Origin of the sequence: Serratia entomophila (assembly GCF_021462285.1) — a bacterium.
Lineage (GTDB): Bacteria > Pseudomonadota > Gammaproteobacteria > Enterobacterales > Enterobacteriaceae > Serratia > Serratia entomophila.
This window is the reverse complement of the sequence record NZ_CP082787.1, coordinates 2,174,789-2,199,964: the sequence shown is the minus strand read 5'-3', so window position 1 is coordinate 2,199,964 and position 25,176 is coordinate 2,174,789. Positions and strand designations below refer to the sequence as shown.

22 protein-coding genes are annotated in these 25,176 nt (G+C 60.8%); 14 read left to right on the top strand and 8 right to left on the bottom strand.

All coding sequences use genetic code 11. The features are described 5' to 3' along the window. Window positions 1-76 precede the first annotated feature (76 nt). From kduI to KHA73_RS10780, 4 genes are all read left to right on the top strand, one after another. The gene (gene kduI / locus KHA73_RS10795) at window positions 77-913 is read left to right on the top strand and encodes a 5-dehydro-4-deoxy-D-glucuronate isomerase (protein ID WP_234590819.1); all 837 of its coding nucleotides are present in this window, start codon (window positions 77-79) and stop codon (window positions 911-913) included. Between the two features lie 53 nt (window positions 914-966). Then, complete coding sequence (gene kduD / locus KHA73_RS10790) at window positions 967-1,728, top strand: 2-dehydro-3-deoxy-D-gluconate 5-dehydrogenase KduD (RefSeq protein WP_234590817.1); 762 nt, start codon at window positions 967-969, stop codon at window positions 1,726-1,728. A 215-nt stretch (window positions 1,729-1,943) separates the two neighbouring features. Next, the gene (locus KHA73_RS10785) at window positions 1,944-2,492 is read left to right on the top strand and encodes a metal-dependent hydrolase (protein WP_234590816.1); all 549 of its coding nucleotides are present in this window, start codon (window positions 1,944-1,946) and stop codon (window positions 2,490-2,492) included. A 182-nt stretch (window positions 2,493-2,674) separates the two neighbouring features. Further along, complete coding sequence (locus KHA73_RS10780) at window positions 2,675-4,066, top strand: L-cystine transporter (protein ID WP_234590814.1); 1,392 nt, start codon at window positions 2,675-2,677, stop codon at window positions 4,064-4,066. A gap of 69 nt (window positions 4,067-4,135) precedes the next feature. On the opposite strand, the gene phnX is transcribed toward KHA73_RS10780, so the two are convergent. Together phnX and phnW are read right to left on the bottom strand one after the other, a co-directional pair. Beyond that, on the bottom strand, window positions 4,136-4,945 hold the full coding sequence (gene phnX / locus KHA73_RS10775) for a phosphonoacetaldehyde hydrolase (RefSeq protein WP_234590813.1): 810 nt from the start codon (window positions 4,943-4,945) through the stop codon (window positions 4,136-4,138). A gap of 8 nt (window positions 4,946-4,953) precedes the next feature. Next, complete coding sequence (gene phnW, locus KHA73_RS10770; RefSeq protein WP_234590811.1) at window positions 4,954-6,057, bottom strand: 2-aminoethylphosphonate--pyruvate transaminase; 1,104 nt, start codon at window positions 6,055-6,057, stop codon at window positions 4,954-4,956. Window positions 6,058-6,200: 143 nt separating this feature from the next. Here phnW and phnR point away from each other — a divergent pair, with 143 nt between their 5' ends. Further along, on the top strand, window positions 6,201-6,920 hold the full coding sequence (gene phnR, locus KHA73_RS10765) for a phosphonate utilization transcriptional regulator PhnR (RefSeq protein WP_234590809.1): 720 nt from the start codon (window positions 6,201-6,203) through the stop codon (window positions 6,918-6,920). Window positions 6,921-6,996: 76 nt separating this feature from the next. Here phnR and kdgR read toward each other — a convergent pair whose 3' ends face one another. Next, entirely contained in the window at window positions 6,997-7,788 is a 792-nt protein-coding gene (gene kdgR / locus KHA73_RS10760; RefSeq protein ID WP_234590808.1) for a DNA-binding transcriptional regulator KdgR, read from the bottom strand. 232 nt (window positions 7,789-8,020) lie between these two features. Here kdgR and KHA73_RS10755 point away from each other — a divergent pair, with 232 nt between their 5' ends. Beyond that, window positions 8,021-9,415, top strand: coding sequence for an MFS transporter (locus tag KHA73_RS10755; RefSeq protein WP_234590806.1), 1,395 nt, complete (start codon window positions 8,021-8,023; stop codon window positions 9,413-9,415). A 48-nt stretch (window positions 9,416-9,463) separates the two neighbouring features. Here KHA73_RS10755 and htpX read toward each other — a convergent pair whose 3' ends face one another. The 5 genes from htpX to KHA73_RS10730 all read right to left on the bottom strand — a co-directional run bounded on the left by htpX (window position 9,464) and on the right by KHA73_RS10730 (window position 14,371). Beyond that, the gene (htpX, locus tag KHA73_RS10750) at window positions 9,464-10,342 is read right to left on the bottom strand and encodes a protease HtpX (protein WP_234590804.1); all 879 of its coding nucleotides are present in this window, start codon (window positions 10,340-10,342) and stop codon (window positions 9,464-9,466) included. A gap of 196 nt (window positions 10,343-10,538) precedes the next feature. Continuing rightward, window positions 10,539-10,910 (bottom strand): DUF4260 domain-containing protein, encoded by a 372-nt coding sequence (locus KHA73_RS10745; RefSeq protein ID WP_234590802.1) that lies wholly within the window; start codon window positions 10,908-10,910, stop codon window positions 10,539-10,541. 89 nt (window positions 10,911-10,999) lie between these two features. Then, window positions 11,000-13,048, bottom strand: a complete 2,049-nt coding sequence (gene prc / locus KHA73_RS10740) for a carboxy terminal-processing peptidase (protein WP_234590799.1) — start codon at window positions 13,046-13,048, stop codon at window positions 11,000-11,002. A gap of 19 nt (window positions 13,049-13,067) precedes the next feature. Then, the gene (gene proQ, locus KHA73_RS10735; RefSeq protein ID WP_234590798.1) at window positions 13,068-13,778 is read right to left on the bottom strand and encodes an RNA chaperone ProQ; all 711 of its coding nucleotides are present in this window, start codon (window positions 13,776-13,778) and stop codon (window positions 13,068-13,070) included. A gap of 95 nt (window positions 13,779-13,873) precedes the next feature. Continuing rightward, a complete protein-coding gene (locus tag KHA73_RS10730) occupies window positions 13,874-14,371 on the bottom strand; it encodes a GAF domain-containing protein (protein WP_234590796.1) in 498 nt (165 codons plus the stop codon). Between the two features lie 254 nt (window positions 14,372-14,625). On the opposite strand from KHA73_RS10730, the gene yebS reads away from it, so the two are divergent. The 8 genes from yebS (at window position 14,626) to KHA73_RS10690 (ending at window position 25,169) form a co-directional block, all read left to right on the top strand. Then, a complete protein-coding gene (gene yebS / locus KHA73_RS10725; protein ID WP_234591245.1) occupies window positions 14,626-15,873 on the top strand; it encodes a membrane integrity lipid transport subunit YebS in 1,248 nt (415 codons plus the stop codon). Further along, the gene (locus tag KHA73_RS10720; RefSeq protein WP_234590795.1) at window positions 15,842-18,472 is read left to right on the top strand and encodes a PqiB family protein; all 2,631 of its coding nucleotides are present in this window, start codon (window positions 15,842-15,844) and stop codon (window positions 18,470-18,472) included. Before yebS ends, KHA73_RS10720 begins: the two co-directional genes overlap by 32 nt. A 101-nt stretch (window positions 18,473-18,573) precedes the next feature. Further along, complete coding sequence (rsmF, locus tag KHA73_RS10715; RefSeq protein WP_234590794.1) at window positions 18,574-20,010, top strand: 16S rRNA (cytosine(1407)-C(5))-methyltransferase RsmF; 1,437 nt, start codon at window positions 18,574-18,576, stop codon at window positions 20,008-20,010. Between the two features lie 279 nt (window positions 20,011-20,289). Beyond that, on the top strand, window positions 20,290-20,829 hold the full coding sequence (locus tag KHA73_RS10710) for a Csu type fimbrial protein (protein ID WP_234590793.1): 540 nt from the start codon (window positions 20,290-20,292) through the stop codon (window positions 20,827-20,829). Between the two features lie 53 nt (window positions 20,830-20,882). Then, the gene (locus KHA73_RS10705; protein ID WP_380740654.1) at window positions 20,883-21,335 is read left to right on the top strand and encodes a Csu type fimbrial protein; all 453 of its coding nucleotides are present in this window, start codon (window positions 20,883-20,885) and stop codon (window positions 21,333-21,335) included. A gap of 5 nt (window positions 21,336-21,340) precedes the next feature. Beyond that, the gene (locus KHA73_RS10700) at window positions 21,341-21,889 is read left to right on the top strand and encodes a Csu type fimbrial protein (RefSeq protein WP_234590790.1); all 549 of its coding nucleotides are present in this window, start codon (window positions 21,341-21,343) and stop codon (window positions 21,887-21,889) included. Window positions 21,890-21,913: 24 nt separating this feature from the next. Further along, complete coding sequence (locus tag KHA73_RS10695; RefSeq protein WP_234590788.1) at window positions 21,914-22,678, top strand: fimbrial biogenesis chaperone; 765 nt, start codon at window positions 21,914-21,916, stop codon at window positions 22,676-22,678. Window positions 22,679-22,709: 31 nt separating this feature from the next. Then, window positions 22,710-25,169, top strand: a complete 2,460-nt coding sequence (locus tag KHA73_RS10690) for a fimbria/pilus outer membrane usher protein (RefSeq protein ID WP_234590786.1) — start codon at window positions 22,710-22,712, stop codon at window positions 25,167-25,169. Window positions 25,170-25,176 lie beyond the last annotated feature (7 nt).

The following is a 25,176-nucleotide window of genomic DNA, read 5'->3' as shown; positions in this document are numbered from 1 at the left end:
GCGCTGTCACTGCCACGCAGCGCCGCCGTTTGCCCGGCGCTTTCTCCCGCACTCCTTCACTCAGAGAGGCAATGAGATGGACGTCCGTCAAAGCATTCATAGCGATCATGCGCGTCAGCTCGACACCGCCGGCCTGCGGCGTGAATTCCTTATCGAGAAAATCTTCGAGGCCGACGCCTGCACCATGACCTACAGCCATATCGACCGCATTATCGTCGGCGGCATCAAACCGGTGGTTAAAACGGTGAGTATCGGCAGTGAAGTGGGCAAGCAGCTGGGCGTCAGCTACTTTCTGGAGCGGCGTGAACTGGGTGTCATCAACATCGGCGGCGCCGGGCTGATTGTCGTCGACGGTGAAGCCTACGAACTTGGGCCGCAAGAGGCGCTGTACGTTGGCCAGGGCGCCAGAAACGTCGAATTCAGCAGCTTAGATTCGGCCCGGCCGGCCAAGTTCTACTACAACAGCGCGCCGGCCCACACCCATTACCCCAACCGAAAAATCACCCTGGCCGAAGCCTCGCCGCAGACGCTGGGCGATGACGCCACCAGCAATCGCCGCACCATCAACAAGCTTATCGTGCCGGAGGTGTTGCCCACTTGTCAGCTCACCATGGGCCTGACCAAGCTGGCGGAAGGTAACCTGTGGAACACCATGCCGTGCCACACCCACGAACGGCGCATGGAGGTCTATTTCTATTTCGATATGGACGACGAAACCGCCGTGTTCCATATGATGGGGCAACCGCAGGAAACCCGACATCTGCTGGTGCACAACGAACAGGCGGTGATCTCGCCCAGCTGGTCGATTCATTCCGGCGTCGGCACCAAACGCTACGCCTTTATCTGGGGCATGGTGGGCGAAAACCAGGTCTTCGGCGACATGGACCACCTTGCCGTCAGCGAACTGCGCTGATCCCCCGATAACCGACTGCGCGGCGCCTGGCCGCGCGGTAAGAGAGCCTGAGCATGATCCTTGATTCCTTCGATTTAAGCGGCAAAGTGGCGCTGGTGACCGGGTGCGATACCGGCCTGGGCCAGGGTATGGCGATCGGGCTGGCGCAGGCCGGCTGCGACATCATCGGCGTCAACCGCAGCCATCCGCAGCAGACCCTAGAAAAGGTCAATGCGCTCGGTCGCCGCTTCCTCAATTTACAGGCCGATCTGAGCAGCATTGAGGTCATCGCGCCGCTGCTGGAGCAGGCGGTCGGCGAATTCGGCCGCATCGATATACTGGTTAACAACGCCGGGATTATCCGTCGTGAAAACGCCATCGATTTCAGCGAAAAAGACTGGGACGATGTGATGAACCTGAACATCAAAACGCTGTTTTTTATGGCTCAGGCGGTGGCGCGCCAGTTTATTCGCCAGGGTGGCGGTGGCAAGATAATCAATATCGCTTCGATGTTGTCCTTCCAGGGCGGCATCCGGGTGCCGTCTTACACCGCCTCCAAAAGCGCGGTGACGGGCGTGACGCGCCTGCTGGCCAATGAGTGGGCGCGGCACGGCATCAACGTCAATGCCATTGCGCCCGGCTATATGGCTACCAACAACACGCAACAGCTGCGTGCCGACGAAGAACGCAATCAGGAAATACTCGAACGCATTCCCGCCGCGCGCTGGGGGTTGCCGCAGGACATGATGGGGCCAGTGGTATTTTTGGCGTCGCCCGCCTCAGATTACGTCAACGGTTATACGCTGGCGGTGGACGGCGGCTGGCTGGCGCGCTGAGCCATGTCTCTTCCCGCTATCGCTTCAGGCCCTGCATGCAGGGCCTTTTTTATGGCCGCAGCGCAAAAAACGCACCTCACCTCAGCGGATCGCGTAACAAGCTGTTGTAAAACCGGGGAAAATAAACAATTGGTTACAGGGTAACTGCTTCCGCTACTGTTAATTTTCCCATATACTGGATAAATTAACAGTTTACCAGCCGGAATAGCAACTGCATGACCGCGGAAGGACATCTCATATTCTCTGTCGCTTGCGCGATCTTCGCCAAGAAGGCCGAGGTGACGCCAGAACTGGCCACCGGCGACTGGTGGCACATCATTCCGGCCGCGCTGCTGACCTCGCTGCTGCCCGACATCGACCACCCCAAATCGGTGCTGGGCCAACGGCTGCGCTGGATCGCCATCCCTATCGCCCGCGCCTTCGGCCACCGCGGCTTCACCCACAGCCTGCTGGCGATCGCCGGCGGCATGGCGCTGTTTCAGTTGGACGTGCCTCGCAGCTGGCCCATTCCTCCCGACGTGCTGCACGCCATGATCATCGGCTACTTCAGCCACCTGCTGGCCGACATGCTCACCCCCGCCGGCGTGCCGCTGCTGTGGCCCTGCCGCTGGCGTTTCCGCCTGCCGCTGCTAAATTCTCAGAAAGGCAACCAGCTGGAGCGCGTCCTGTGTCTCTGCCTGGTGGCTTTTGCCATCTATTGGCAGGGCGGGTGCACCATCCCGGTGCAGTCGTATTTCGAGCAGATAAAAAATATCAAACTGTGATCGCGATCACTGGCCAATTAATCACCAGAAAGAATATTAATTAAACAAATATAAACAAAAAGCTATATCAAATTCCATTTGGATATAAGTAGGCCATTCACCAAACTGTTAGGATATTTACATCGCTACATGCAGGTCCGTAGCCATTTTTATATAAGAAAAGATTATTGGAGACATTGGGGATGAATCTTCCGCTCGTAATTAACGTGGTGGTCTTTGTCGCCCTCCTTTTGCTGTTGGCGCAAACCCGCCACAAGCAATGGAGCCTGGCGAAAAAAGTGCTGGTCGGTCTGGCGATGGGCGTGGTGTTCGGCCTGGCGCTGCAGCTGGTCTACGGCTCGGACAACCCGGTGCTGAAAGAGTCCATCAGCTGGTTCAACATCGTCGGCAACGGCTATGTGCAACTGCTGCAAATGATCGTCATGCCGTTGGTATTCGCCTCTATCCTGAGCGCGGTCGCCAAGCTGCATAACGCGTCGTCGCTGGGTAAAATCAGCTTTCTGACCATCGGTACCCTGCTGTTCACTACGCTTATCTCGGCGCTGGTGGGCGTGCTGGTGACCAACCTGTTCGGCCTGACCGCCGAAGGCCTGGTGCAAGGGGCGCAAGAAAGCGCACGGCTGACCGCTATCCAAACCAACTACGTTGGCAAACTGGCCGACCTGACCGTGCCGCAAATGGTGTTGTCGTTCATTCCGAAAAACCCATTTGCCGATCTGACCGGCGCCAGCCCGACCTCGATCATCAGCGTGGTGATTTTCGCCACCTTCCTCGGCGTGGCTTCGCTGCAGCTGCTGAAAGACGACAAACCGAAAGGCGAGCGCGTGCTGGTGGCTATCGACACCCTGCAGGCCTGGGTGATGAAGCTGGTACGTCTGGTGATGAAGCTGACCCCATATGGCGTACTGGCGCTGATGACTAAAGTGGTGGCCGGCTCTAACGTTCACGACATCATCAAGCTCGGCAGCTTCGTGGTCGCTTCTTACCTGGGGCTGGCGATCATGTTTGCGGTGCACGCCGTGCTGCTGGCCTTCACCGGCGTTAATCCGATGAAGTTCTTCCGCAAGGTGTGGCCGGTCATCACTTTCGCCTTTACCAGCCGCTCCAGCGCCGCCAGCATTCCGTTGAACGTTGAAGCGCAGACCCGCCGCCTGGGCGTGCCGGAATCCATCGCCAGCTTCTCGGCTTCGTTCGGTGCCACCATCGGGCAAAACGGCTGCGCCGGCCTGTACCCGGCCATGCTGGCGGTGATGGTTGCGCCAACCGTTGGCATCAACCCGCTGGATCCGCTGTGGATCGCCACCCTGGTCGGCATCGTCACCATCAGCTCCGCCGGTGTGGCAGGCGTTGGCGGCGGCGCCACCTTCGCCGCGCTGATCGTGCTGCCGGCGATGGGCCTGCCGGTCACGCTGGTCGCCCTGCTGATCTCGGTCGAGCCGCTGATCGACATGGGGCGCACCGCTTTGAACGTTAATGGCTCCATGGCTGCCGGCACCATCACCAGCCAGCTGATGAAGCAGACCGACAAAGCGATTATGGACAGCGAAGACGAAGTGGAGCTGGCTCACCGCTAAGCGGTCTGAGTTCAGCACTAAAAAAAGCCGGGGCCATCGCCCCGGCTTTTTATTGCCTGCCAAATAACGCTATGGCCGTTCACCCGCCGCCAACCGCCGGTTGATATCGGCAATCGCCGCAGGCAGTTCCGCCAGCGTGTCTATCACATAGTGAGCCCCGGCGGCATACAGCTTATCCGCCGCCGCCGCACGCCGCCGCGCAACCTCAACCGCCGCCATCCGTTGATACTCTTGCCAGGTGGCGCCAAACTCGTTGCCGGACACCGCCAGGCCAACGCTCCACATGCCGGCGTTCAGCCCCTCGGCGATACCGGGCACGGCGTCGTCCACCTTCACGCAGTGCGCCACCGCATCGACGCCCAACGCTATCAGGTTCTGTAGCGCCATCCAGGGCCCCGGCCGGCCACCGGCCGCCAGAGAGTCGGTCGCCACCCAATAATCCGGCGCATAGCCGCGCTCGGCCGCCGCCGGCGCCAGCACCTCCATCACCGCGCGCGGGTAACCGGAGCAGGAACCGATCTTGATCCCCTGCTCACGCAGCCCGGCAATCACCTGCGGCACACCGGCGATAGGCTCGGCGAAATCGACCACCTTGGCGATTTGCAGCGGCATAAAAGCCTGATACAGCGCATCGATGTCTTGCCGGCTCATCGAACGCCCCAGCTGCCGCCGCCAGCGTGCGTCTACCGCCGGCAGCTTGCCCAGCGCCTCAATATGCTGCCACTTTCCTAACCCCATCGGAATACGCGCCTCGGCCAGCGTGATGTCGATATCGAAGGTCTGCTTGAACGCCTCGACGAAAATCTGCGTCGGCGCGAAAGAGCCGAAGTCCACCGTGGTGCCGGCCCAGTCGAGCACTACCGCATTAATCTTGTTCATGTTTATCCTTATCGATTCCAGTACATCGACTGCCCGACCGCGTCCAGCAAACGTTCTATATCCTGCGGGTAAATTTCGCCGATATTGCCAATGCGGAAGCAGTCGTTTTGCGACACCTTGCCGGGGTAAATCACGAACCCCTGCTGCTTCAGCCGCTGATAAAACTCGGCAAAGCGGTAAGTTTGCGCCTCAGGCGAATAAAATGCGGTGATGATCGGCGAATGCAAAGCCTCATCCAGCAACGGGGTAAAGCCCAACGCGCGCATGCCGGCCACCAGCCGCCGCTGATTGGCCTGGTAGCGCCGGTGCCGCGCCGCAATACCACCCTCCTGCTCCAGCTCATGCAGCGCCTGCGCGAAAGCCAGCACCGTGTGGGTCGGCGAGGTGAAACGCCATTTGCCGGCATGCTCCTCCATGCAGCGCCATTGCGCATACAGATCCAGCGACAGCGAACGCGAGCGGCCGGCGCACTTCTCCAGCTCACAGCGGCGTGCGATGACAAAGGCGAACCCCGGCACGCCTTGAATGCATTTGTTGGCGGAGCTGATCAGGAAGTCGATGCCGAGCGCATCCACATCCAGCGGAATACCGCCAAAGCTGCTCATGGCGTCGACGATGAAGGTTTTGCCGTTGCGCGCCGCCAGCCCGGCGACTTTATGTAACGGATTGAGCATGCCGGTGGTGGTTTCGCAGTGCACCATGGCGATATGGCTGATGCGTGCATCGTTTTTCAGCACCGCTTCCAGCGCCAGGGTGTCCGGTTCATTCACCTCGCCGCAGTGGAAGGCGTGATGGTCGATATCCATCAACCGCGCCATTTCAACCATCCGCGCGCCATAGGCGCCATTGTCGATAATCAACAGCTTATCCTGTGGGCCAATGACCGTGCCCAGCACGCCCTCTACCGCAAAGCTGCCGCTGCCCTGCAGCAGCACCGAGGTGTAGCCGGACGACGGCGTAGCCAGCGCCACCAGTTTTTGCCGGATACTCTGCACCACGCCAAGGTTGTAGTCTTCATCCCAGGTGCAGCTGTCGAACAGCATCGCCTGCTTCACCGTTTTCGAGGTGGTCAGCGGGCCGGGGGTTAACAGCAGATAGTTATGATCGGACATGTCAATCACCATTTGGTCTATACCAGATTGCGGTGATTGTGGCGGTAAATTCGCCTGCGGGTCAAACGGCAAAGCGCGGTGAAACAAAAAATTCATCTGTGCATGTATAATGGGCGCGTGCCGGCATGCCATAGCGAGATGAAATGAAACAACTTCAGGGCGAGATGGCCCACTACCTGCAGATCAAGGAGCAGCTTCAGGCGCGCATCAGCGGCGGCGGGCTGCGGGCCGGCGACAAGCTGCCTTCGGAGCGCGAACTGTGCGCTATCTTCTCCACCACCCGCGTCACCATTCGCGAGAGCCTGGCGCAGCTGGAGGCCACTGGCGCCATCTACCGCGCCGATCGCCGCGGCTGGTTTGTCACGCCGGAACGGCTGTGGCTGGATCCGACGCAGAACACCAACTTCCACAGGCTGTGCCTGGAACAGGGGCGCACGCCGCGCACCCTGCTGCTGTCCGCCGAGAAAACCAGGGTGCCGTCCGAGGTAATGCCGCCGCTGGCGCTGGAGCCGGGGGATCAGATCTACCTGTTGCGCCGGGTGCGCTACGCCGATGAACGCGCGATCTGTTACTGCGAAAACCACTGCCTGCCGCAGCGGGTGCCGGAGCTGCTCAGCCGGGATCTCAACGGCAGCCTGACCGAGGTGTACCAGCAGCACTACGATCTGCGCTATAGCAGCATGCACCTGTCGTTTTACCCAACCGCCCTGCCATACGGCGCAGCCACCGCGCTGGGAGCCATGGTCGGCCTGCCGGCGCTGCTGCTGCGGCGGCTTAATTATGACCAGCACGGCCGCATTCTCGATTTCGACATTGAATACTGGCGCCACGATAGCTTGCGCATCGAAGTCGACACGCTGTAACCCTTCCGCTTTGCGCCGGTCTTAAACGACCAGGGGCGCTGCAAATGCAGCGCCCCTGGGTTTGCCATGCCGGCCGTCAGAACGGATAGTGGTGATAGCCCTGCTGCTCGGAGATATTGCGCGCGGCGGTATGCAGCCGCTTCACATAGTCCGCCTTGGCGTCTTCAGAGAAGCGCAGGGTTGGGAATGAGATGCTCAGCCCGGCGATCACCACGCCAAAACGGTCGAACACCGGCACCGCGATGCAGCGCAGCCCTTCTTCCTGTTCTTCCACGTCTTCGCCGAAGCCCTGCGCGCGCACCTGATCCAGGACCGGCAGCAGTTCGGCGGCGCTGGTCAGGGTATGCGCGGTGCTGCGGGTAAACTCAATCTGTGACAGGATTTCTTCCACTTCGGCGCGATCGCGCCAGGCCAGCAGCACCTTGCCGATCGCCGTGCTGTGCAGCGGGTTGCGGCGGCCAATGCGCGAATACATGCGCAGGTTATACATCGAGTCGATTTTATGAATGTAGACGATGCTGTCTTCATCCAGCGCGCCGAGGTGAATAGTCTCGCGGGTATGGTTCGACAGCTCGCGCATCTGAATATCGGCGCTGCGGATCAGATCGACGTTCTGCAGCGACTTGGCGCCCAGTTCGAACAGCTTCAGCGTCAGCGCGTATTTTTCCGACTCCCCCTCCTGCGACACGTAGCCCAACGACTTCATGGTCTGCAGGAAACGGTAGACGGTGCTTTTGGACATCATCACCCGCTGGGAAAGCTCGGTAATGCCGATCTCGCGCTCGTCGCCCAGCGCCTGCAAGATACCGAACACTTTCATTACCGATGAAACAGAATCCGGTTGTTTATCTAGATCTGCGTTAGCCATGATGAATACCCTACTCAGCTGTTTCTGTTTTAGGAAATTTGAACAAGGGTTTCAGTATAAACGGAACGTTTGGCGCCACGCAATGCGCGGCCGAGATAAATGGCTGAGGCCAAAAGGCTTAAAACCTGGCGCCTCATTGTCGCTTACAATTATGCGGATAATGCGCATGCAATCGCAGACGAATATGATTAGCATGGTAATACTCCCCCGGATTAACGCTTTCGAGACCAACATGCGTTCTTGTACCGACGGCCTTCCCGTCCCGCAACGCTACGGCGCGATTGTCGCCATCGCGCTCGGCATTACCGTTTCCGTGCTCGACGGCGCCATCGCCAACGTGGCGTTGCCGACCATTGCGCGCGATCTCAACGCCAGCCCGGCCAGCTCGATCTGGGTGGTTAACGCCTACCAGCTGGCGATCACCATCTCCCTGCTGTCGCTGGCTTCGCTCGGCGATCTGGTCGGCTACCGCCGCATCTACCAGGGCGGCCTGCTGGTGTTCAGCATCACCTCCCTGTTCTGCGCCCTGTCCGACTCGCTGGTCACGCTGACCATCGCCCGGGTGCTGCAGGGCTTTGGCGCGGCGGCCATCATGAGCGTCAACACCGCGCTGATCCGCATCGTCTATCCGCAGCGCTTCCTCGGCCGCGGCATGGGCATTAACTCGCTGATCGTCGCCTGCTCATCCGCCGCCGGGCCAACGGTGGCGGCGGCAATTTTGTCGGTGGCTTCCTGGCAGTGGTTGTTCGCCATCAATTTGCCTATCGGCATAGTGGCGCTCCTGTTGGGTATGAAGTTCCTGCCTGCCAACGGCCAGAAGAGCGGCAACCAGCGTTTCGATCCCACCAGTGCGCTGCTGAACGCCCTGACCTTTGGCCTGCTGATCACCGCCATCAGCGGCTTCGCCCAGGGCCAAAGCCTGACGCTGATTTTCTGCGAAATCGCGGCGCTGCTGGCGGTAGGCTGGTTTTTCGTGCGCCGCCAGCTGCGGCAGGAATTCCCTTTACTGCCGGTCGATCTGCTGCGCATTCCAATTTTCGCGCTGTCGATGGGCACCTCAATCTGTTCCTTCGCCGCTCAAATGCTGGCGATGGTTTCGCTGCCGTTCTTTCTGCAGGGCGCGTTGGGGCGCGACGAAGTGGCCACCGGGCTGCTGCTGACACCCTGGCCGCTGGCCATCGTGGTGATGGCCCCCATCGCCGGCCGGCTGGTGGAACGGGTGCACGCCGGGCTGCTGGGCTGCATCGGCCTGGCGGTGTTTGCGTTGGGCCTGTTCCTGTTGGCGCTGTTGCCGAACCACCCATCGGATCTGGACATCATTTGGCGCATGGTGCTGTGCGGCGCCGGTTTCGGGCTGTTCCAGTCGCCCAACAACCACACCATTATCTCCGCCGCGCCGCGCAACCGCAGCGGCGGCGCCAGCGGCATGCTCGGCACCGCTCGCCTGCTGGGGCAAACCTCCGGCGCAGCGCTGGTGGCGCTGATGTTCAACCTGTTTCCCACTTCAGGCACCCACGCTTCGCTGATCCTGGCCGGGGTGTTCGCCACCCTGGCGGCGGCGGTAAGCGGTCTGCGCATCACCCAACCGCGCGCGCAGCAGGCCGAAGCCGGCCAGCCAGGCAAATAACAGACATAAAAAAACCCCGGCTTGCCGGGGTTTTTCACATTCGGGCGATTACTTCAGGTACTGGCCGGTGCGCAGCGCTTCGATACGCTTATCGAGCGGCGGGTGCGACATGAACAGCTCGCTGAACGACTTGGATTTGCCGTTGATGCAGAACGCCATCATGCTGCCCGCTTCCTGCGGTTCGTAGCTGGTTTTCAGGCGCTGCAGGGCGGCGATCATCTTCTCGCGGCCCACCAGCTTGGCGGAGCCGGCGTCGGCGTAGAACTCACGGTGGCGCGAGAACCACATGGTGATAATGCTGGCCAGGATGCCGAACACCAGTTCCAGCACCATCGACACCCCGAAGTAGATCATCGGGTTGCCGTTACTTTCCCCTTCGCCGTCGCGGTTGCCCAGGAAACCGGCGGCCACCTGTGCGATCAGACGCGAAATGAAGATGACGAAGGTGTTCACGATGCCCTGGATCAGCGTCATGGTCACCATATCGCCGTTAGCGACGTGGCTGATTTCGTGCGCGATGACCGCTTCCGCCTCGTCGCGGCTCATGCTTTGCAGCAGGCCGGTGCTGACGGCGACCAACGAGGCGTCGCGGCGCGCGCCGGTAGCGAAAGCGTTGATGTCCGGTGCGTGATAGATGGCGACCTGCGGCATGGCGATGCCCGCCTGCTGCGACTGGCGGCGCACCGTTTCCAGCAGCCAGTTTTCGGTTTCGTTACGCGGCTGTTCAATCACTTCCCCGCCAACGGAGCGCAGCGCCATCCATTTGGACATCAACAGCGACACGAAGGCGCCGCCGAAGCCGAACAGACCGGCCATAATCATCAGGCCCTGAACGCTACTGGATTGGATTCCTGTCAGGCTGAGCACCAGCCCGAAAACCAACATCACCGCCAGGTTGGTGAGCAGGAACAGAGCTATACGCATCATAAAATGTTTACTTCCTCATAAATGTTAACAAAACGCTGTCTGCGATACCCTAGATCGTATGGGCATTCGCCACAGTTTCAAGAGTTGCGCGCCATTAACCTACTAAAAATACGAAACTTTACAAAAACGGCGCGCCCATCAGGCCTGGCGAATTGTAAACGATTGTTGCGCATGGCGACGGATTTTTTACCATAAATCAGCGCCGTTTGCCCTTCAACCGCCCAAGATGGGTATCGGTAAAATCGGTGGCGTATTTCAGCCCATAACCCAACGCGCGATCAAAACCTATGTGCGCGCTCCAAATCAGCGCCGCCATCAGCCAGGCGACGTTGCCGCCGAGTATAAACAGCAGGCCGCACAGCGCCGGCCCGACATAGCTGTGCGCCAGGTTGTAACACAGCGCCCCCGCCTTCTTGCCAAGCAGGTAACCGGCAAAAGACAGATCCGGCAACAGGAAACACAGCGCAAACCGGCCCCAGCCCAAATGCAGGTGCTGATAAGCCGCTACGCAGACGGCCAGCACCAGCAGGGCCTCCAGCCGCAGCGTATTGCGCATGGCACTCGTCATTTCGCCTCTCATTGCCTCTCTCCTGCGGCCTGGCCGCCGCCATAAAAAAACGCACCCTCGGGTGCGTTTTTAGTGATAGTGCCTCGGCCTTACTTGGCTGCCGCGGGTTGCTGAACCGGCTGATCTTTTTCAAGATGCGCCAGGTCCAGCGCGATATGCACGGTTTCATCCAGGTACGGATCCGGTTCCTGGTAATCCTTCGGCAGATCGTCCAACGACTTCAGCGGTTTCTTGCCGGCGCGCTGCAGGCGATCGTTAATGCGTTGCAGGCGGGTCGCGTCGTCGTCATGGTTCTCTTTCTCGCGCACGGCCAGATTGAGCGACACCATGTTGCGTTTGTCCTTCAGCGCCTTGTAATGCGCGATATCCTGCGCAATGTACTGGAACTCAGGATCCTTGGCGATGCGTTGCTCGTGATCTTTCAGCAGTTCGGGTTCGAACGTCGTCATGTCGCCGGTTTTGCTGTAGGTCGCCGCATTGATGCTGTCCCACGGCATGGCGTTGTCTTCAAACGCTTCGCCGGTTTCCGCCGGATCGACGCCGGTCGGCATCAGAATGTCCGGAGTCACCCCTTTACGCTGGGTGCTGCCGCCGTTCACGCGATAGAATTTCTGGATGGTGTATTGCACCGAACCCAGCGCCGGCCACTCTGGGCGCAGCATCTGATCGTAAATGCGGTTCAGCGAACGGTACTGCTGCACGGTGCCTTTACCGAAGGTCGGTTCGCCGACGATCAGCGCACGGCCGTAATCCTGCATCGCCGCCGCGAAGATCTCGGAAGCGGACGCGCTGAAGCGGTCAACCAGCACCACCAGCGGGCCTTTGTAGTAGGTCACGCCGTCGGTGTCGGCGTCTTCGCGCACTTTACCGTTGTTGTCGCGCACCTGCACCACCGGGCCGCTCGGAATGAACAGGCCGGACAGCGACACCGCTTCGGTCAGCGCGCCGCCGCCGTTGGTGCGCAGGTCGATGATCACGCTCTTGACGTTCTGCTTGGCCATCTTCTGCAGCTGCACTTTCACATCATCGGTCAGGCCGACGTAGAAGCCGGGGATGTCGAGCACCGCCACCTTCTCTTTGCCGACGGTCTTGATGGTCATTTTCACCGCGCGGTCTTCCAGGCGGATGCGCTCGCGAGTCAGGGTGACGACGCGGGTCTTGGTGCCTTTACCGGCCGGCAGGATTTCCAGGCGCACCTTGCTGCCCTTCGGCCCTTTGATCAGGGACACCACGTCGTCCAGACGCCAGCCGATCACGTCCACCATGGCCTTGCCCGCCTGGCCGACGCCGACGATGCGGTCACCCACGGTGATCGCCTTGCTCTTCGCCGCCGGGCCGCCCGGCACCATAGAGTTGATCAGCGTGTAGTCATCGTCCATCTGCAGCACCGCGCCGATGCCTTCCAGCGACAGGCTCATCTCGGTGTTGAACTGTTCGGTGTTGCGCGGAGACAGATAGTTGGTGTGCGGGTCGATTTCGTGCGCGAAGGCATTCATCGCCAGCTGGAACACGTCTTCGCTGTTGCTTTGCGTCAGGCGCTTGATGGCGAACTGATAGCGCTTGGCCAGCGTGTCGTGGATTTCTTTTTCGGTCTTGCCGGTCAGCTTCAGGTTCAGCTCGTCATAGGTGACTTTGGCGTCCCACAGGCTGTCCAGCTCGGCCGCGTCTTTCGGCCACGGCGCTTTGCTGCGGTCGAGATCGATAGTGCCGTTGCCGGTAAAGTTCATTGGCTTTTCCAGCAACGACAGCGCATAGGTATAACGCTCAAAACGGCGTTTCTGTGCCAGATTGTACAGGGCGTAAAACGTATCCAGCTTACCGCTTTTCAGCTCTTCGCCGACCTGGGTTCGTTTGGCGGCGAATTGCGCCACGTCGGATGCCAGCAGCACGTTATGGCTGTAGTCCAGCATATTCAGGTAGCGATCGAAGATCTTGCCCGAAAAGTCCGCGTCGAGGGCAAACTGGCGGTAATGGGAGCGAGTGAAGCGCGAGGTTACGCGCTCACTCACCGTAGCGTGCTGAGGTTCCTGATGCAGTTGAGGCAGCTGATCGAGGCGGATGTTGGCTGGTTCCGCTCCGTAACTGACACCCGCCCACAACAGACCCGCGACCGCTGTTAATCTGACAAATTTGTTCATGCCTTGGTTGGCCTCCGTATCAGAACTGCAAGTGTTCTGCGCGCACAATCATCGCCAGACCGGAAGAGAGCTGCACACGTACGCCATCTTTAGCGATTTCGAGTACGGTAGCATCCATCGCGCTCTTACCTGCTCTGACTTTGATTTCCTGGCCAATTTGCAGTTTAGAGATATCCGTGACTGGCGCATAACGCGGCTGGTTTTCCTCTTTTGCTGCACGAGGTTGACGAGCTTGCTGTGGGCGAGTTTGTGGGCGTGGCTTGCGGTTCTCCGGCGCGGCTCCGCCTTCGCGGCGTGCAGCGGGCTTTTTACCGGCTGGGCGCGCGCGGCGTGGCTCTGCCTCGGCGGATTCACCGGCGGCCTCACGCTTTTTGGCGTTTTGTTCGGCACGCTGTGCCTGAACGCGCGCTTTGGCTTCTTCAAGCTGCTGGCGAGCATGATCGACATGCTGCTGCTCCAGTTCACCGCACGGGTTGCCGTCCAGATCGACGCGCTGCGCGCCAACCTTGACGCCGTACAGGTACCGCCAGCTTGAGGTGTACAGGCGCAGGGCAGAACGCAATTGCGTTTTGCTGAGGTTCTCTTCCCCCTGCACGCGCTCTACCAAATCCTGAAAAATACCGATTTTCAGCGGGCGAGCTTCGCCTTCGGCGCTAAAGCAGAGCGGAAAACGCTCGGCAAGAAAAGCAATGACTTCTTTACTAGAGTTCAACTTAGGTTGATTTTCCATGAAATTTCCTGATTACAACGGGTTTGCCAACCAGCGCAGGCATGAACAGGCGTCATTATAATGACGCCATCGGTAAATGCCACGTTAACCGTAGATCAACTTGCCGTTACAGTGACATATTTCGCACTATCACACTGTTCCAGCTGCGCGCAAAGCCCCGCCACCACTGCTTTCAGCCCCAGTTCGTCCGCTTCGTCGAAGCGTTGATAAACTGTGCTGTCGATATCAAGAACGCCGATAACCCGGCCGCCGACGTGCAGCGGCAGTACGATTTCTGCATTGCTGGCCGCGTCGCAGGCGATATGGCCCGGAAATTCATGGACATCGCCGACGCGCTGCACGCGGTTTTCCGCCACTGCGGTGCCGCACACCCCTTTGCCGACCGGAATGCGCACGCAGGCGATTTTGCCCTGGAACGGCCCCAACACCAGCTGGTTGCCCTCCATCAGGTAAAAACCGGCCCAGTTCACGTCGTCCAGCCGTTCGTTGATCAACGCGCTGGCGTTGGAAAGCGCGGCGATAAAGTTGGTTTCCCCGTCTAACAGCGCGCTCAAATCACGTTTTAATTCCGCGTAGAATTGTTCTTTTGTCATGTGTTAACCATTAAAACAATAGAGATGGCCAGAAGCCTAACGCTTAGGCTCTATAAAATAAGCATTAAATGCGTATAGCCACAAGGTTATTCATCTGCCGCTTCACAAAACCCCGTCGGTCAGGGTATGTTTGCCGCTCAGAAACCCTGTTTACCCTGTTTTGCCGCCCGGCGCTTTACCTTATGAGGCACTGGCAGGCTTATTTTTCAGCTACGCTAAGAACTCCGGCGAGCTTCAGAGCAGCTTTTGTCATGATGAAGATACACGCGATCACCGGCCCCCTTTCCAAGGCTCGCCACCAGCGTTGTTGCGAATGCGACCTGCTGTTTGTGTTGCCACCGCTGAGCGGCAATCAGGCGGCCTACTGCCCGCGCTGCAACGCCAAGGTGGTGCACGGCCGCGACTGGTCGATGACCCGCCTGACCGCCATGGCGATCGCCATGCTGTTGCTGATGCCGTTCGCCTTTGCCGAACCGCTGATCAGCATCCGCCTGCTCGGTACCCGCATCGACGCCAGCCTGCTGGAAGGCATCTGGCAGATGAGCCGCCAGGGCGATCCCATCACCGCCAGCATGGTGGCGTTCTGCACCATCGGCGCGCCGCTGACGCTGGCGTTGTCGCTGCTTTATCTGCGCTTCGGCCACGCGCTCGGCATGAACCTGCGCCCGGTGATGCTGATGCTGGAACGGTTGAAAGAATGGGTGATGCTCGACATTTACCTGATCGGCATGGCGGTGGCGGCGATTAAAGTGCAGGACTACGCCGATATTCAAGCGGGCAGCGCACTGATCGCCTACCTGTCGTTGACGCTGCTGAGCATCCTGACGCTGATCCACATCAACCTCGAGCAGCTGTGGGAGCGCTACTACCCGCAGGAACAACCGGAAGGCCCGCCGGCGGCGCTGCACGTTTGCCTGTCGTGCCACTACACCGGCTACCCTGATGAACGCGGCCGCTGCCCGCGCTGCCATGTGCCGATGTGCCATCGCCAGCCTTACAGCCTGCAAAAAACCTGGGCGGCGCTGATTTCGGCCATGATTCTGCTGATCCCCGCCAACCTGCTGCCGATCTCAATCATCTACGCCAACGGCGCGCGCCTGGAAGACACCATCTTCTCCGGCGTGGTCTCGCTGGCGACTTCCGGCAACGTGCCGATCGCCGCCATCGTGTTTATCGCCAGCGTGCTGGTGCCGTTTACCAAGGTGCTCGTGCTGCTCACTCTGCTGTTCAGCATCCATTTCAAGACGTCGCACAGCCTGAAGACGCGCATTCGCCTGCTGCGGCTGGTGACCTGGATCGGCCGCTGGTCGATGCTCGATCTGTTTGTTATCGCTTTGATGATGTCACTGGTCAATCGCGACCAGCTGTTATCTTTTACTATGGGGCCGGCCGCCTTTTACTTTGGTTCGGCGGTCATTTTAACTATTCTTGCCGCTGAGTGGCTGGATAGCCGATTGATTTGGGATGCACATGCAACAGGAAACGCCGACTACACCGACTGAAGCGCGGGTCAAAAACAAGCGCCGCATTTCACCATTTTGGTTACTGCCGTTTATCGCCCTGCTGATCGCCGGGTGGCTGGTCTATAACAATGTCCAGGAGCGCGGCGCCACCGTCACCATCGACTTCCAGTCGGCGGCGGGCATCGTCGCCGGCCGCACCCCGGTGCGTTACCAGGGGGTGGACGTCGGCACGGTGCAGAAGATCAGCCTGAGCAAGGATTTGCGCAGCATCGTGGTGGAAGCCAGCATCAAGAGCGATCTGGAAGATTCGCTGCGCGACGGCACCCAGTTTTGGCTGGTGACCCCCAAGGCTTCACTGGCCGGGGTGTCCGGGCTGGATGCGCTGGTCGGCGGCAACTACATCGGCATGATGCCCGGCAGCGGCAAAGCGCAGACCCACTTTACCGCGCTCGATACCCAACCGAAATATCGGCTGAACACCGGCGAGCTGATGATCCACCTGCACGCCAGCGATCTGGGCTCGCTCAATACCGGTTCGCTGGTGTACTACCGCAAAATCCCGGTCGGCAAGGTGTATGATTACACCATCGCCGAAGACAACAAGGGCGTGACCATCGACGTACTGATCGATCGCCGCTTCGCCAACCTGGTGAAGGGCAGCAGCCGTTTCTGGAACGTGTCCGGCTTTAAGGGCGACTTCAGCCTGTCCGGCGCGTCGGTGCAGATGGAAAGCCTGGCGGCGCTGGTCAACGGCGCCATCGCCTTCGACTCCCCGCCCGACGGCCAACAGGCCAAGGCCGATCAAAGCTACACCCTGTATCCCGATCTGGCCCACAGCCAGCGCGGCGTCAACATTCAGCTGGATCTGCCGAGCGGCAACAACCTGAGCGAAAACCGCACGCCGCTGATGTATCAGGGGCTGCAGGTGGGCACGCTGACCAAGCTGACGCTGCAGCAGGACAGCAAGGTCACCGGTGAACTGACCATAGATCCGTCGGTGGTGGATCTGATGCGCAGCGGCACCCGCATCGTGATGCGCAGCCCACGCATCAGCCTCAGCGACGCCAAGCTCAGCCAACTGCTGACCGGCACCACTCTGGAACTGGTGCCGGGCGACGGCGAGCCGCAGCAGCATTTCAACGTGCTGGACAGCAACGAGACCTTGCTGCAGCAGCCGGGCGTGCTGACCGTGACGCTGAATGCGCCGCAGAGCTACGGCATCGACGTCGGCCAGCCGCTGATCGTGCACGGCGTCAAGGTCGGCCAAATCATGAGCCGCACCCTGACCGGCAGCGGCGTGGTGTTCACCGCCGCGGTAGACGCCCAGTATCGCAGCCTGCTGCACAAGGACAGCAAGTTCGTGGTCAACAGCCGCGTCGACGTCAAGCTGGGGCTGGACGGTATGGAAGTGCTCGGCGCCAGCGCACAGGAGTGGATCGACGGCGGCGTGCGCATTATTCCCGGCAGCAAAGGTGAACCGGGCGGCCAGTACCCGCTGTACGCCAACGCCGAGAAAGCCGAGGCCGGCATCGTCGGCAACAACCCTGCTCCAACCCTGACGCTGAGCGCCGTCAGCCTGCCGGATGTGCAGGCCGGCTCCGTGGTGCTGTACCGCAAGTTCCAGGTGGGCGAAATCGTCAACGTGCGCCCGAAGGCCAATGAATTCGAAGTGGACGTCTACATCAGCCCGGAATATCGCAAACTGCTGACCCGCGAAAGCATCTTCTGGGCCGAGGGCGGCGCCAAAGTGCAGCTGAACGGCAACGGACTGACGGTGCAGGCTTCGCCGCTTAACCGCGCGCTGAAAGGCGCCATCAGCTTCGATAACCTGCAGGGCGTAACCCTGAACAAGGGCGCAAACCGGGTGCTGTACGCCAGCGAAACCGCCGCACGCGCGGTGGGCAGCCAGATTATCCTGAAAACCTACGACGCCAGCAAGCTGTCGGCGGGCATGCCGTTGCGCTATCTCGGCATCGACGTCGGCCAGGTGGAATCGCTGCAGCTGGCGCCGGAACGCAACGAAGTGCTGGCCAAAGCGGTGCTCTATCCGGAATACGTGCAGAACTTCGCGCGTTTCGGCAGCCGCTTCTCGATCGTTTCGCCGGAAATCTCCGCCGCCGGCGTCAGCAACCTCGATACCCTGCTGCAGCCTTATATCAACGTGGAACCGGGCCGCGGCCGCGAACTGCGCACCTTCGAGCTGCAGCAGGCCAGCATCACCGACTCGCGCTATCTCGACGGCCTGAGCGTGATCCTCGACGCCGCTGAGACCGGCTCGCTGCAGATAGGCACGCCGGTGCTGTTCCGCGGCGTGGAGGTTGGCACCATTACCGGATTCTACCTGGGCGCCATGTCCGACCGGGTGCACGTCGCGCTGCGCATCAGCAAGAAATACCAATATCTGGTGCGCAACAACAGCGTGTTCTGGCTGGCCTCGGGTTATAACCTGCAGTTCGGCCTGACCGGCGGCGTGATCAAGAGCGGCACCTTCCAACAGTTTATTCGCGGCGGCATCGCCTTCGCTACGCCGCCGACCATTCCGGTGGCGCCGCAGGCGGTACCGAACAAGCACTTCCTGCTGAATCCGGAAGAGCCGAAAGACTGGAGAACCTGGGGCACCGCCATTCCGCGCAATTAACCCCGTATTTCCGCAGGGGCCCGGCATGCCGGGCCCCTGTTTTTTTCCGCTTTGTGGTACACTCCCGCCCTTATCTATATTGCTGCCTGAGAGTTCGCCCCGTGGCCAAATCCGCCTCCGTTTTTCTGCCCCCCGCTTTCCTCGACGCGACCCGCGCCATCATGCCCGCCGCATTGTCGATGGACGATTTTATCGCCGCCTGCCAGCGCCCGCTGCGCCGCAGCCTGCGGGTTAATACTCTGAAGATCGCCGTCGCCGATTTTTTGACGCTGGTGCAGGGCTACGACTGGCGGCTGGAGCCGATCCCCTGGTGTGCCGAGGGCTTCTGGATCGAACGCGAAGATGAAGAACTGCGGTTGGGCAGCGCTGCCGAACACCTGAGCGGCCTGTTTTATATTCAGGAAGCCAGCTCCATGCTGCCGGTCAGCGCGCTGTTCGCCGGCCGCGAGACACCGAAGCGGGTACTGGACGTTGCGGCGGCGCCGGGTTCCAAAACCACCCAGATCGCCGCGCTGATGAACAACCAGGGCGGCATCGTCGCCAACGAATACTCCGCCAGCCGGGTGAAGGTGCTGCACGCCAACATCAGCCGCTGCGGCGTGAAAAACGCCGCGCTGACCCATTTTGACGGCCGGGTGTTCGGCGCGGCGCTGCCGGAAAGCTTTGACGCCATTTTGCTGGATGCCCCCTGCTCCGGCGAAGGTGTGGTGCGCAAGGATCCGGACGCCATGAGCAACTGGTCGCCGGAAAGCGTCGCCGCCATTGCCGATACCCAGCGCGAGCTGATCGACAGCGCTTTCCACGCTCTGGCGCCGGGCGGCGTGATGGTCTATTCCACCTGCACGCTTAATGCGCAGGAAAACCAGCAGGTGGTGGCATGGCTGCTGGCGACCTATGGCGATGCGGTGAGCGTAGAACCGCTGGGCGAACTGTTCCCCGGCGCGCGCCAGGCGCTGACCGCAGAAGGCTTCCTGCACGTCTTCCCGCAGATCTACGACAGCGAAGGCTTTTTCGTGGCGCGGTTGCGCAAGAACCACAGCGTCGCGCCGTTGGCGAAACCGAACTACAAGCTGGGTAAATTCCCGTTCAGCCCGCTGTCCGGCAAAGACTCCGCCGAGGTCGCCTCGGCCGCGGCGGCATCGGGCTTGGCCTGGGACGACGCCGGCCGGCTGTGGGCGCGCGACAAAGAAATCTGGCTGTTCCCGGCGGAGCTGGAACCGCTGACGGCCAAAGTGCGTTTTTCACGCATCGGCCTGAAGCTGGCTGAGCGTTTCCCCAAAGGCTTCCGCTGGCAGCATGAGGCGGTGATTGCGCTGGCGAGCGCCGAAAGCCAACGGTGCTTTGAACTGGACGCCGCGCTGGCGCAGGAGTGGTACCACGGCCGCGATCTGTACCCGGAACACCCGCCGGAAGGAGACGAGTGCATCGTCACCTATCAGCAACAGCCGCTGGGTATCGCCAAACGCATCGGCAGCCGGATAAAAAACAATTTGCCGCGTGAGTTGGTACGCGACGGCGCATTGGATTTTCATCTGTAACCATTTTAAATGCCGGGGGCACTGCTCCCGGAAAAAAAATAACGCTAATAATATTCCTACTCTCATCTATTATTATTCTAATCATTTAGCCCCGTCAGTATTTCCCCGTCGCAGTCCCCTAAATGCGGCATTCGTGCAAAATAAAGAAAGTTTTTAGCCTTTTATCAAGACAATTCCTAATTCTTATCCTATTAATTAAGCTGTAGGTAAATTAATGCGTTTAACTCAGCTCTGGGTGGCGTCTTTGCGGGCTTCTCTTAATACGGCAAGGAAAATAATATGAAAAAAACTCTGATGGCATTGACCTCGGTGGCCACCCTGCTGTGCGCCAACGGCGCGGCCAATGCAGCGGGCACCATTCAGGGCAATCTGGGGGTGACCTTAACCATCGGCGCCGGTTGCGTGGTGGGCGGCGGAAACAGCAGCGGCTCCGTCAACGACTTCGGCTCCATTAGCTTCGGCACCTATTCTTCGCTGGCCAACATTATCGACGCCAGCGCCACCGGTTCGGGCGGCGCCGGCACGCTGTCGCTCACCTGCACTACCGGCACCAACTATACGGTGGCGCTGAACAATGGCCTGCACGTCACCACCGGCAACCAACGCCGCATGGCCAGCAGCGCCGGCGCCTTCATCAATTACAACCTGTATCAGGACTCCGCGCGTTCAACCGCCTGGGGCTCCGGCGCCGCGGCGCTGAGCGGCACCGGCACCGGGGCGGCGGTGCCGCTGATCGTCTATGGCCGCGTACCGGCCGCCGGAGCCACGCCTGCCGCGGACACCTATGACGATACCGTCACCATGACGGTCACCTGGTAAAGGTGCGGCGGGCGCTTTTCTGCTGCGGCGCGCTGGCGTTCAGCCTGGCGGCGATGGCTGACAGCAAAACCGCCACTATTGGCGTCAGCGCTACCCTGGTGAGCGCCTGCGAGGCCGGAAGTTCGTCGGGCGGCAGCATCAGTTTCGGCTCGCTGAACTTCGGCACGCTGTACTTTCTCAGCACCGCCGTCAGCGTCGCCGGGCAGCAAAACGCCGGCGCCATTCGGGTTAAGTGCAACAACGGCACCAGCTATAGCGTTTTGCTTGACGGCGGACAAAGCGGCAATACCGCTGCCCGCTACCTGCAGAGCGGCGCCGGGCAGCGGGTGTATTACAACCTGTACACCAGCGCCGCCCACAGCACCGTCTGGGACAATTTGACCGGGGTAGCGCAAACCGCCAACGGCGCGGATAACTGGCTGCCGGTGTATGGCATGATCCCGGTTCAAACCACTCCCGCCGTCGGCAGCTACACCGATACGGTACAGGTTACGATCAATTGGTAATGGCGATGCGCGTTTCAATTTACGGGTTGGCATTCTGTCTGCCGCTGTCCGCGGCCCTGGCTGACACCGGCGTCAACGATCTGAGCAAGAGCCAGCCGTTTACCGTCAACGCATCCGTGGTGAAAGGCTGCGTGCTGGGCAGCGGCGTCAGCGACGTCACCACCTTCGGCAGCCTGAACTTCGGCCAAATATCCTCTCTGAGCAGCAACGTCAGCATCGTTTCCAGCGTCGGCGCCGGTTCGGTGCAGCTGCGCTGCAACCCCGGGTTGAGCGTCACGCTGGCGCTGGGCATCGGCAACCATATCACCGGCTCCATTGCCGCCGGGCGCAAATTGCAGAACGCCACCACGGCCGAAACCCTGCTTTACCAGCTCTATCAGGACAGCAACTACTCCACCCTGTGGGGCGATGGCGGCAACGGCGGAACGGCGCAGACCCTTTCCGCCACCGGCAGCACCCAGGAAATCAAGGTTTACGCCCGTCTGTTTTCGACCAGTATCCTGCCCACCAGTGGCGTATACAGCGATACGGTCTTACTGACGGTAACTTATTAAGTTTTTTGGAATAAGGATTTAGTTATGCGCAATTCCTTCCGTCTGCCGCTGACCGCGGCGCTGCTGCTGGCAGGTTCGTCGCAGGCGCTGGCCGCCGCGTCCATTCTGATCTGGCCCATTGATCCGGTCATTGAGGATCAACAACAGGCTACCGCGCTGTGGCTGGAAAATCGCGACAGCAAGCCGGTCTATATGCAAATCCGCGTGCTTGGCTGGCAACAAACCGCCGGCAAAGACGATTATCGCAACCAGAGCGAGGTGATCGCCAGCCCGCCGGTAGCCTCGATCGCTCCGGGCAAGCGCCAGCTTATCCGTTTGATCAAACAGTCTGCGCCCGCTGCCGGCCAGGAACGCGCCTATCGCGTGCTGATCGATGAAGTGCCGATCAAGGATCAGTCAAGCGGCGCTACGCCCGACGGCGCGCAGATGGGGCTGAAGTTCCAGATGCGCTACTCGGTGCCGCTGTTTGTCAGCGGCAAAGGCATTTGGACCAAACAGGACAGCGAAAAACCGCGCGACTACGCCAGCGCCAGCCAACCGCAGCTTAGCTACCGCTTGCTGCAGCAAAGCAGCCAGCGTTGGCTGGAGGTGCGCAACCAGGGTGCGGTGCATGCGCGCATTTCCAAAGTCACGCTGCAGGGCAAGACCCTGAATCCCGGGCTAATGGGCTACGTGCTGCCCGGATCGCAGATGCGTTTCGCCCTGCCGCCCGCCGGCAACTTTAGCGGCGGCGCGCTGCAGGCGACGGTCAATGACAACAAACAGCCCGTAACCCTTTCGTCCCACTGAGGCTCAAGTGCGGTTAACAGGGATGCTGTCGATGCGGCAATTCAGGCTGAAGCCGCTGGCGCTCGTCGTGCTGGGCATAGCGGCCGGCGTCTGGCTGCCGTTTGGCCATGCCGACGACCTGCCGCCGCCGCCCAGCGCCATCACCATGCCGGACGCCACGCTGTATCTGGAGCCGGTGGTGAACGGCCGCCAGACCGGGAAGGTGGTGCCGGTCAATTACCGCGGCGGCCATTATTACATGACGCCGCAACAGCTGATTGACGCCGGGCTGCCGGTCGCCGACCAACAGGCGAAGGACGTCGCGGTCGATCTGCTGAACAAGGTCGATGTCAGCTACAGCGGCGAAAGCCAGCAGCTGCTGATCAACGTGCCCAACGACTGGCTGCCGCAGCAAAGAATCGGCGCTCAACACCCGATGCAGCCGCTGCCGGCGCAAAGCAGCCTCGGCATGCTGTTCAACTACGACGTCTACGCCAACCAGAGCAACGCCAACGGGCGCCCCGGTTACCTGTCCGCCTGGAGCGAGCAGCGGTTGTTCGACGGCTTCGGCGTGATTGCCAATACCGGCATTTTCCGCAGCGCCTTCAACGGTGCCGCCGGCGACAGCGGCGGCGGCCGCTACATCCGCTACGACAGCCAGTGGCATTACAATGACGATCGGCGGCTGCTGAGCCTCACCGCCGGCGATCTCACCACCGGGTCGTTGCCGTGGAGCAGCGCGGTGCGCATCGGCGGCCTGCAGCTGTCGCGCAACTTCGCGGTGCGCCCGGACCTCATCACCTACCCGCTGCCGCAGTTTTCCGGCCAGGCCGCGTTACCGAGCAGCGTCGATCTGTATATCAACAGCTACAAAAACAGCACCACCAGCATCAATCCCGGGCCGTTCACCCTCGACAGCGTGCCCTACATCAACGGCGCCGGCCAGGCGACGGTGGTCACCACCGATGCGCTGGGCCGCCAGGTCAGCACCACAGTGCCGTTCTACGTCGCCAGCAACCTGCTGCAAACCGGTATGAGCGACTTCAGCGTTTCCGCCGGCGCGCTGCGGCGCAATTACGGCATTGAATCAGCAGACTACGGGCAATGGGTGGCCAGCGCCAGTGGCCGTTACGGCGTCACTGATTGGTTAACGATGGAAGGCCGAGCGGAAGGCGCGGCGGCGCTGGCGGTCGGCGGCCTGGGCGCGGATTTTCGCGTCGGTCAGTTGGGGGTATTCAACGCTTCTTACAGCTACAGCCAGGCGGGCGATAACGCCTTCGACGGCGGCCCGCCGATCGTGCGGCAGAATGAATATGATCCGCTGACCGGCAGGCCTCTGCCCTCGCCGGATCCGCAGCCGGTTTACCGCTATGCCAGCACGCACGGCGATCAAAGCAGCTTTGGCTACACCTACAGCAATCAGCGCTTCAGCCTCAACGCACAGCGTGTGCTGCGCAGCGCCGGCTTCGGCGATATCTCGGTGTATAAGAGCGACTATCGGCTGAGCCGCCGTACCGACCAGCTAACCGGCAGCGTCAGCCTCAGCCGCCTGGGCAGCATTGGTGCCGGCTATTTCGACGTGCGCGACGCCATCGGCCAGCGCACCCGGCTGGTGAATTTTTCCTATAGCCTGTCGCTGTGGGGCAATACCAGCCTGTACGCCTCGGTCAACCGCGAAATAGGCAGCAGCGGCTACAGCGCGCAGCTGCAACTCTCCATTCCGTTCGACAGCTGGGGCACCGCCAGCCTCGGCGCCGCCCGCGACAATCGCAACCGTTGGAGCGAGCGCGTCAGCTACAGCCGCGCCGCACCGACCGACGGCGGCCTGGGTTGGAACCTGGCCTATGCCGACGGCCAGGACAGCGGCGCTTATCGGCAGGCCGACCTGACCTGGCGCGCCCGCACGCTGGAAGCCCGGGCCGGCATGTACGGCACGCGCGACGACTACAACCGCTGGGGAGAAATCAGCGGTTCGCTGGTGGCGATGAACGGTGGTCTGTACGCCACCAACACCATTAACGATGCCTTTGCGCTGGTTTCCACCCAGGGCTACCCCGATATCCCGGTGCGCTACGAAAACCAGCTTATCGGCGTGACCAATGCCCAGGGCTACCTGCTGGTGCCGACGGTCACCTCTTATTACCACGCCAGGTTCCAGATCGATCCGCTGACCCTGCCCGCCGACGTCGCCCTGCCAACGGTGGAAAAAACCGTAGCGATCCGCGACCACAGCGGCTTCCTGGTTGAATTCCCGATCCAGCCTATCTCCGCCGCAGACGTCGAATTGGTGGACGCGCAGGGCCAACCGCTGGCCAACGGCAGCCAGGTGGCGGTGATCGGCGGCAATCAGCAAAGCTATGTCGGCTGGGACGGCATGGCCTATATCGATCCGGTGCAACAGCATAACCGGTTAAGCGTGATCCCCGCCGACGGCGGCCCGGCCTGCCAGGCGGAATTCAGCCTGGCGAAAAGCCAGGGTATTCAGCGCGTCGGCCCGATCGTCTGCCGGTAAACCCACT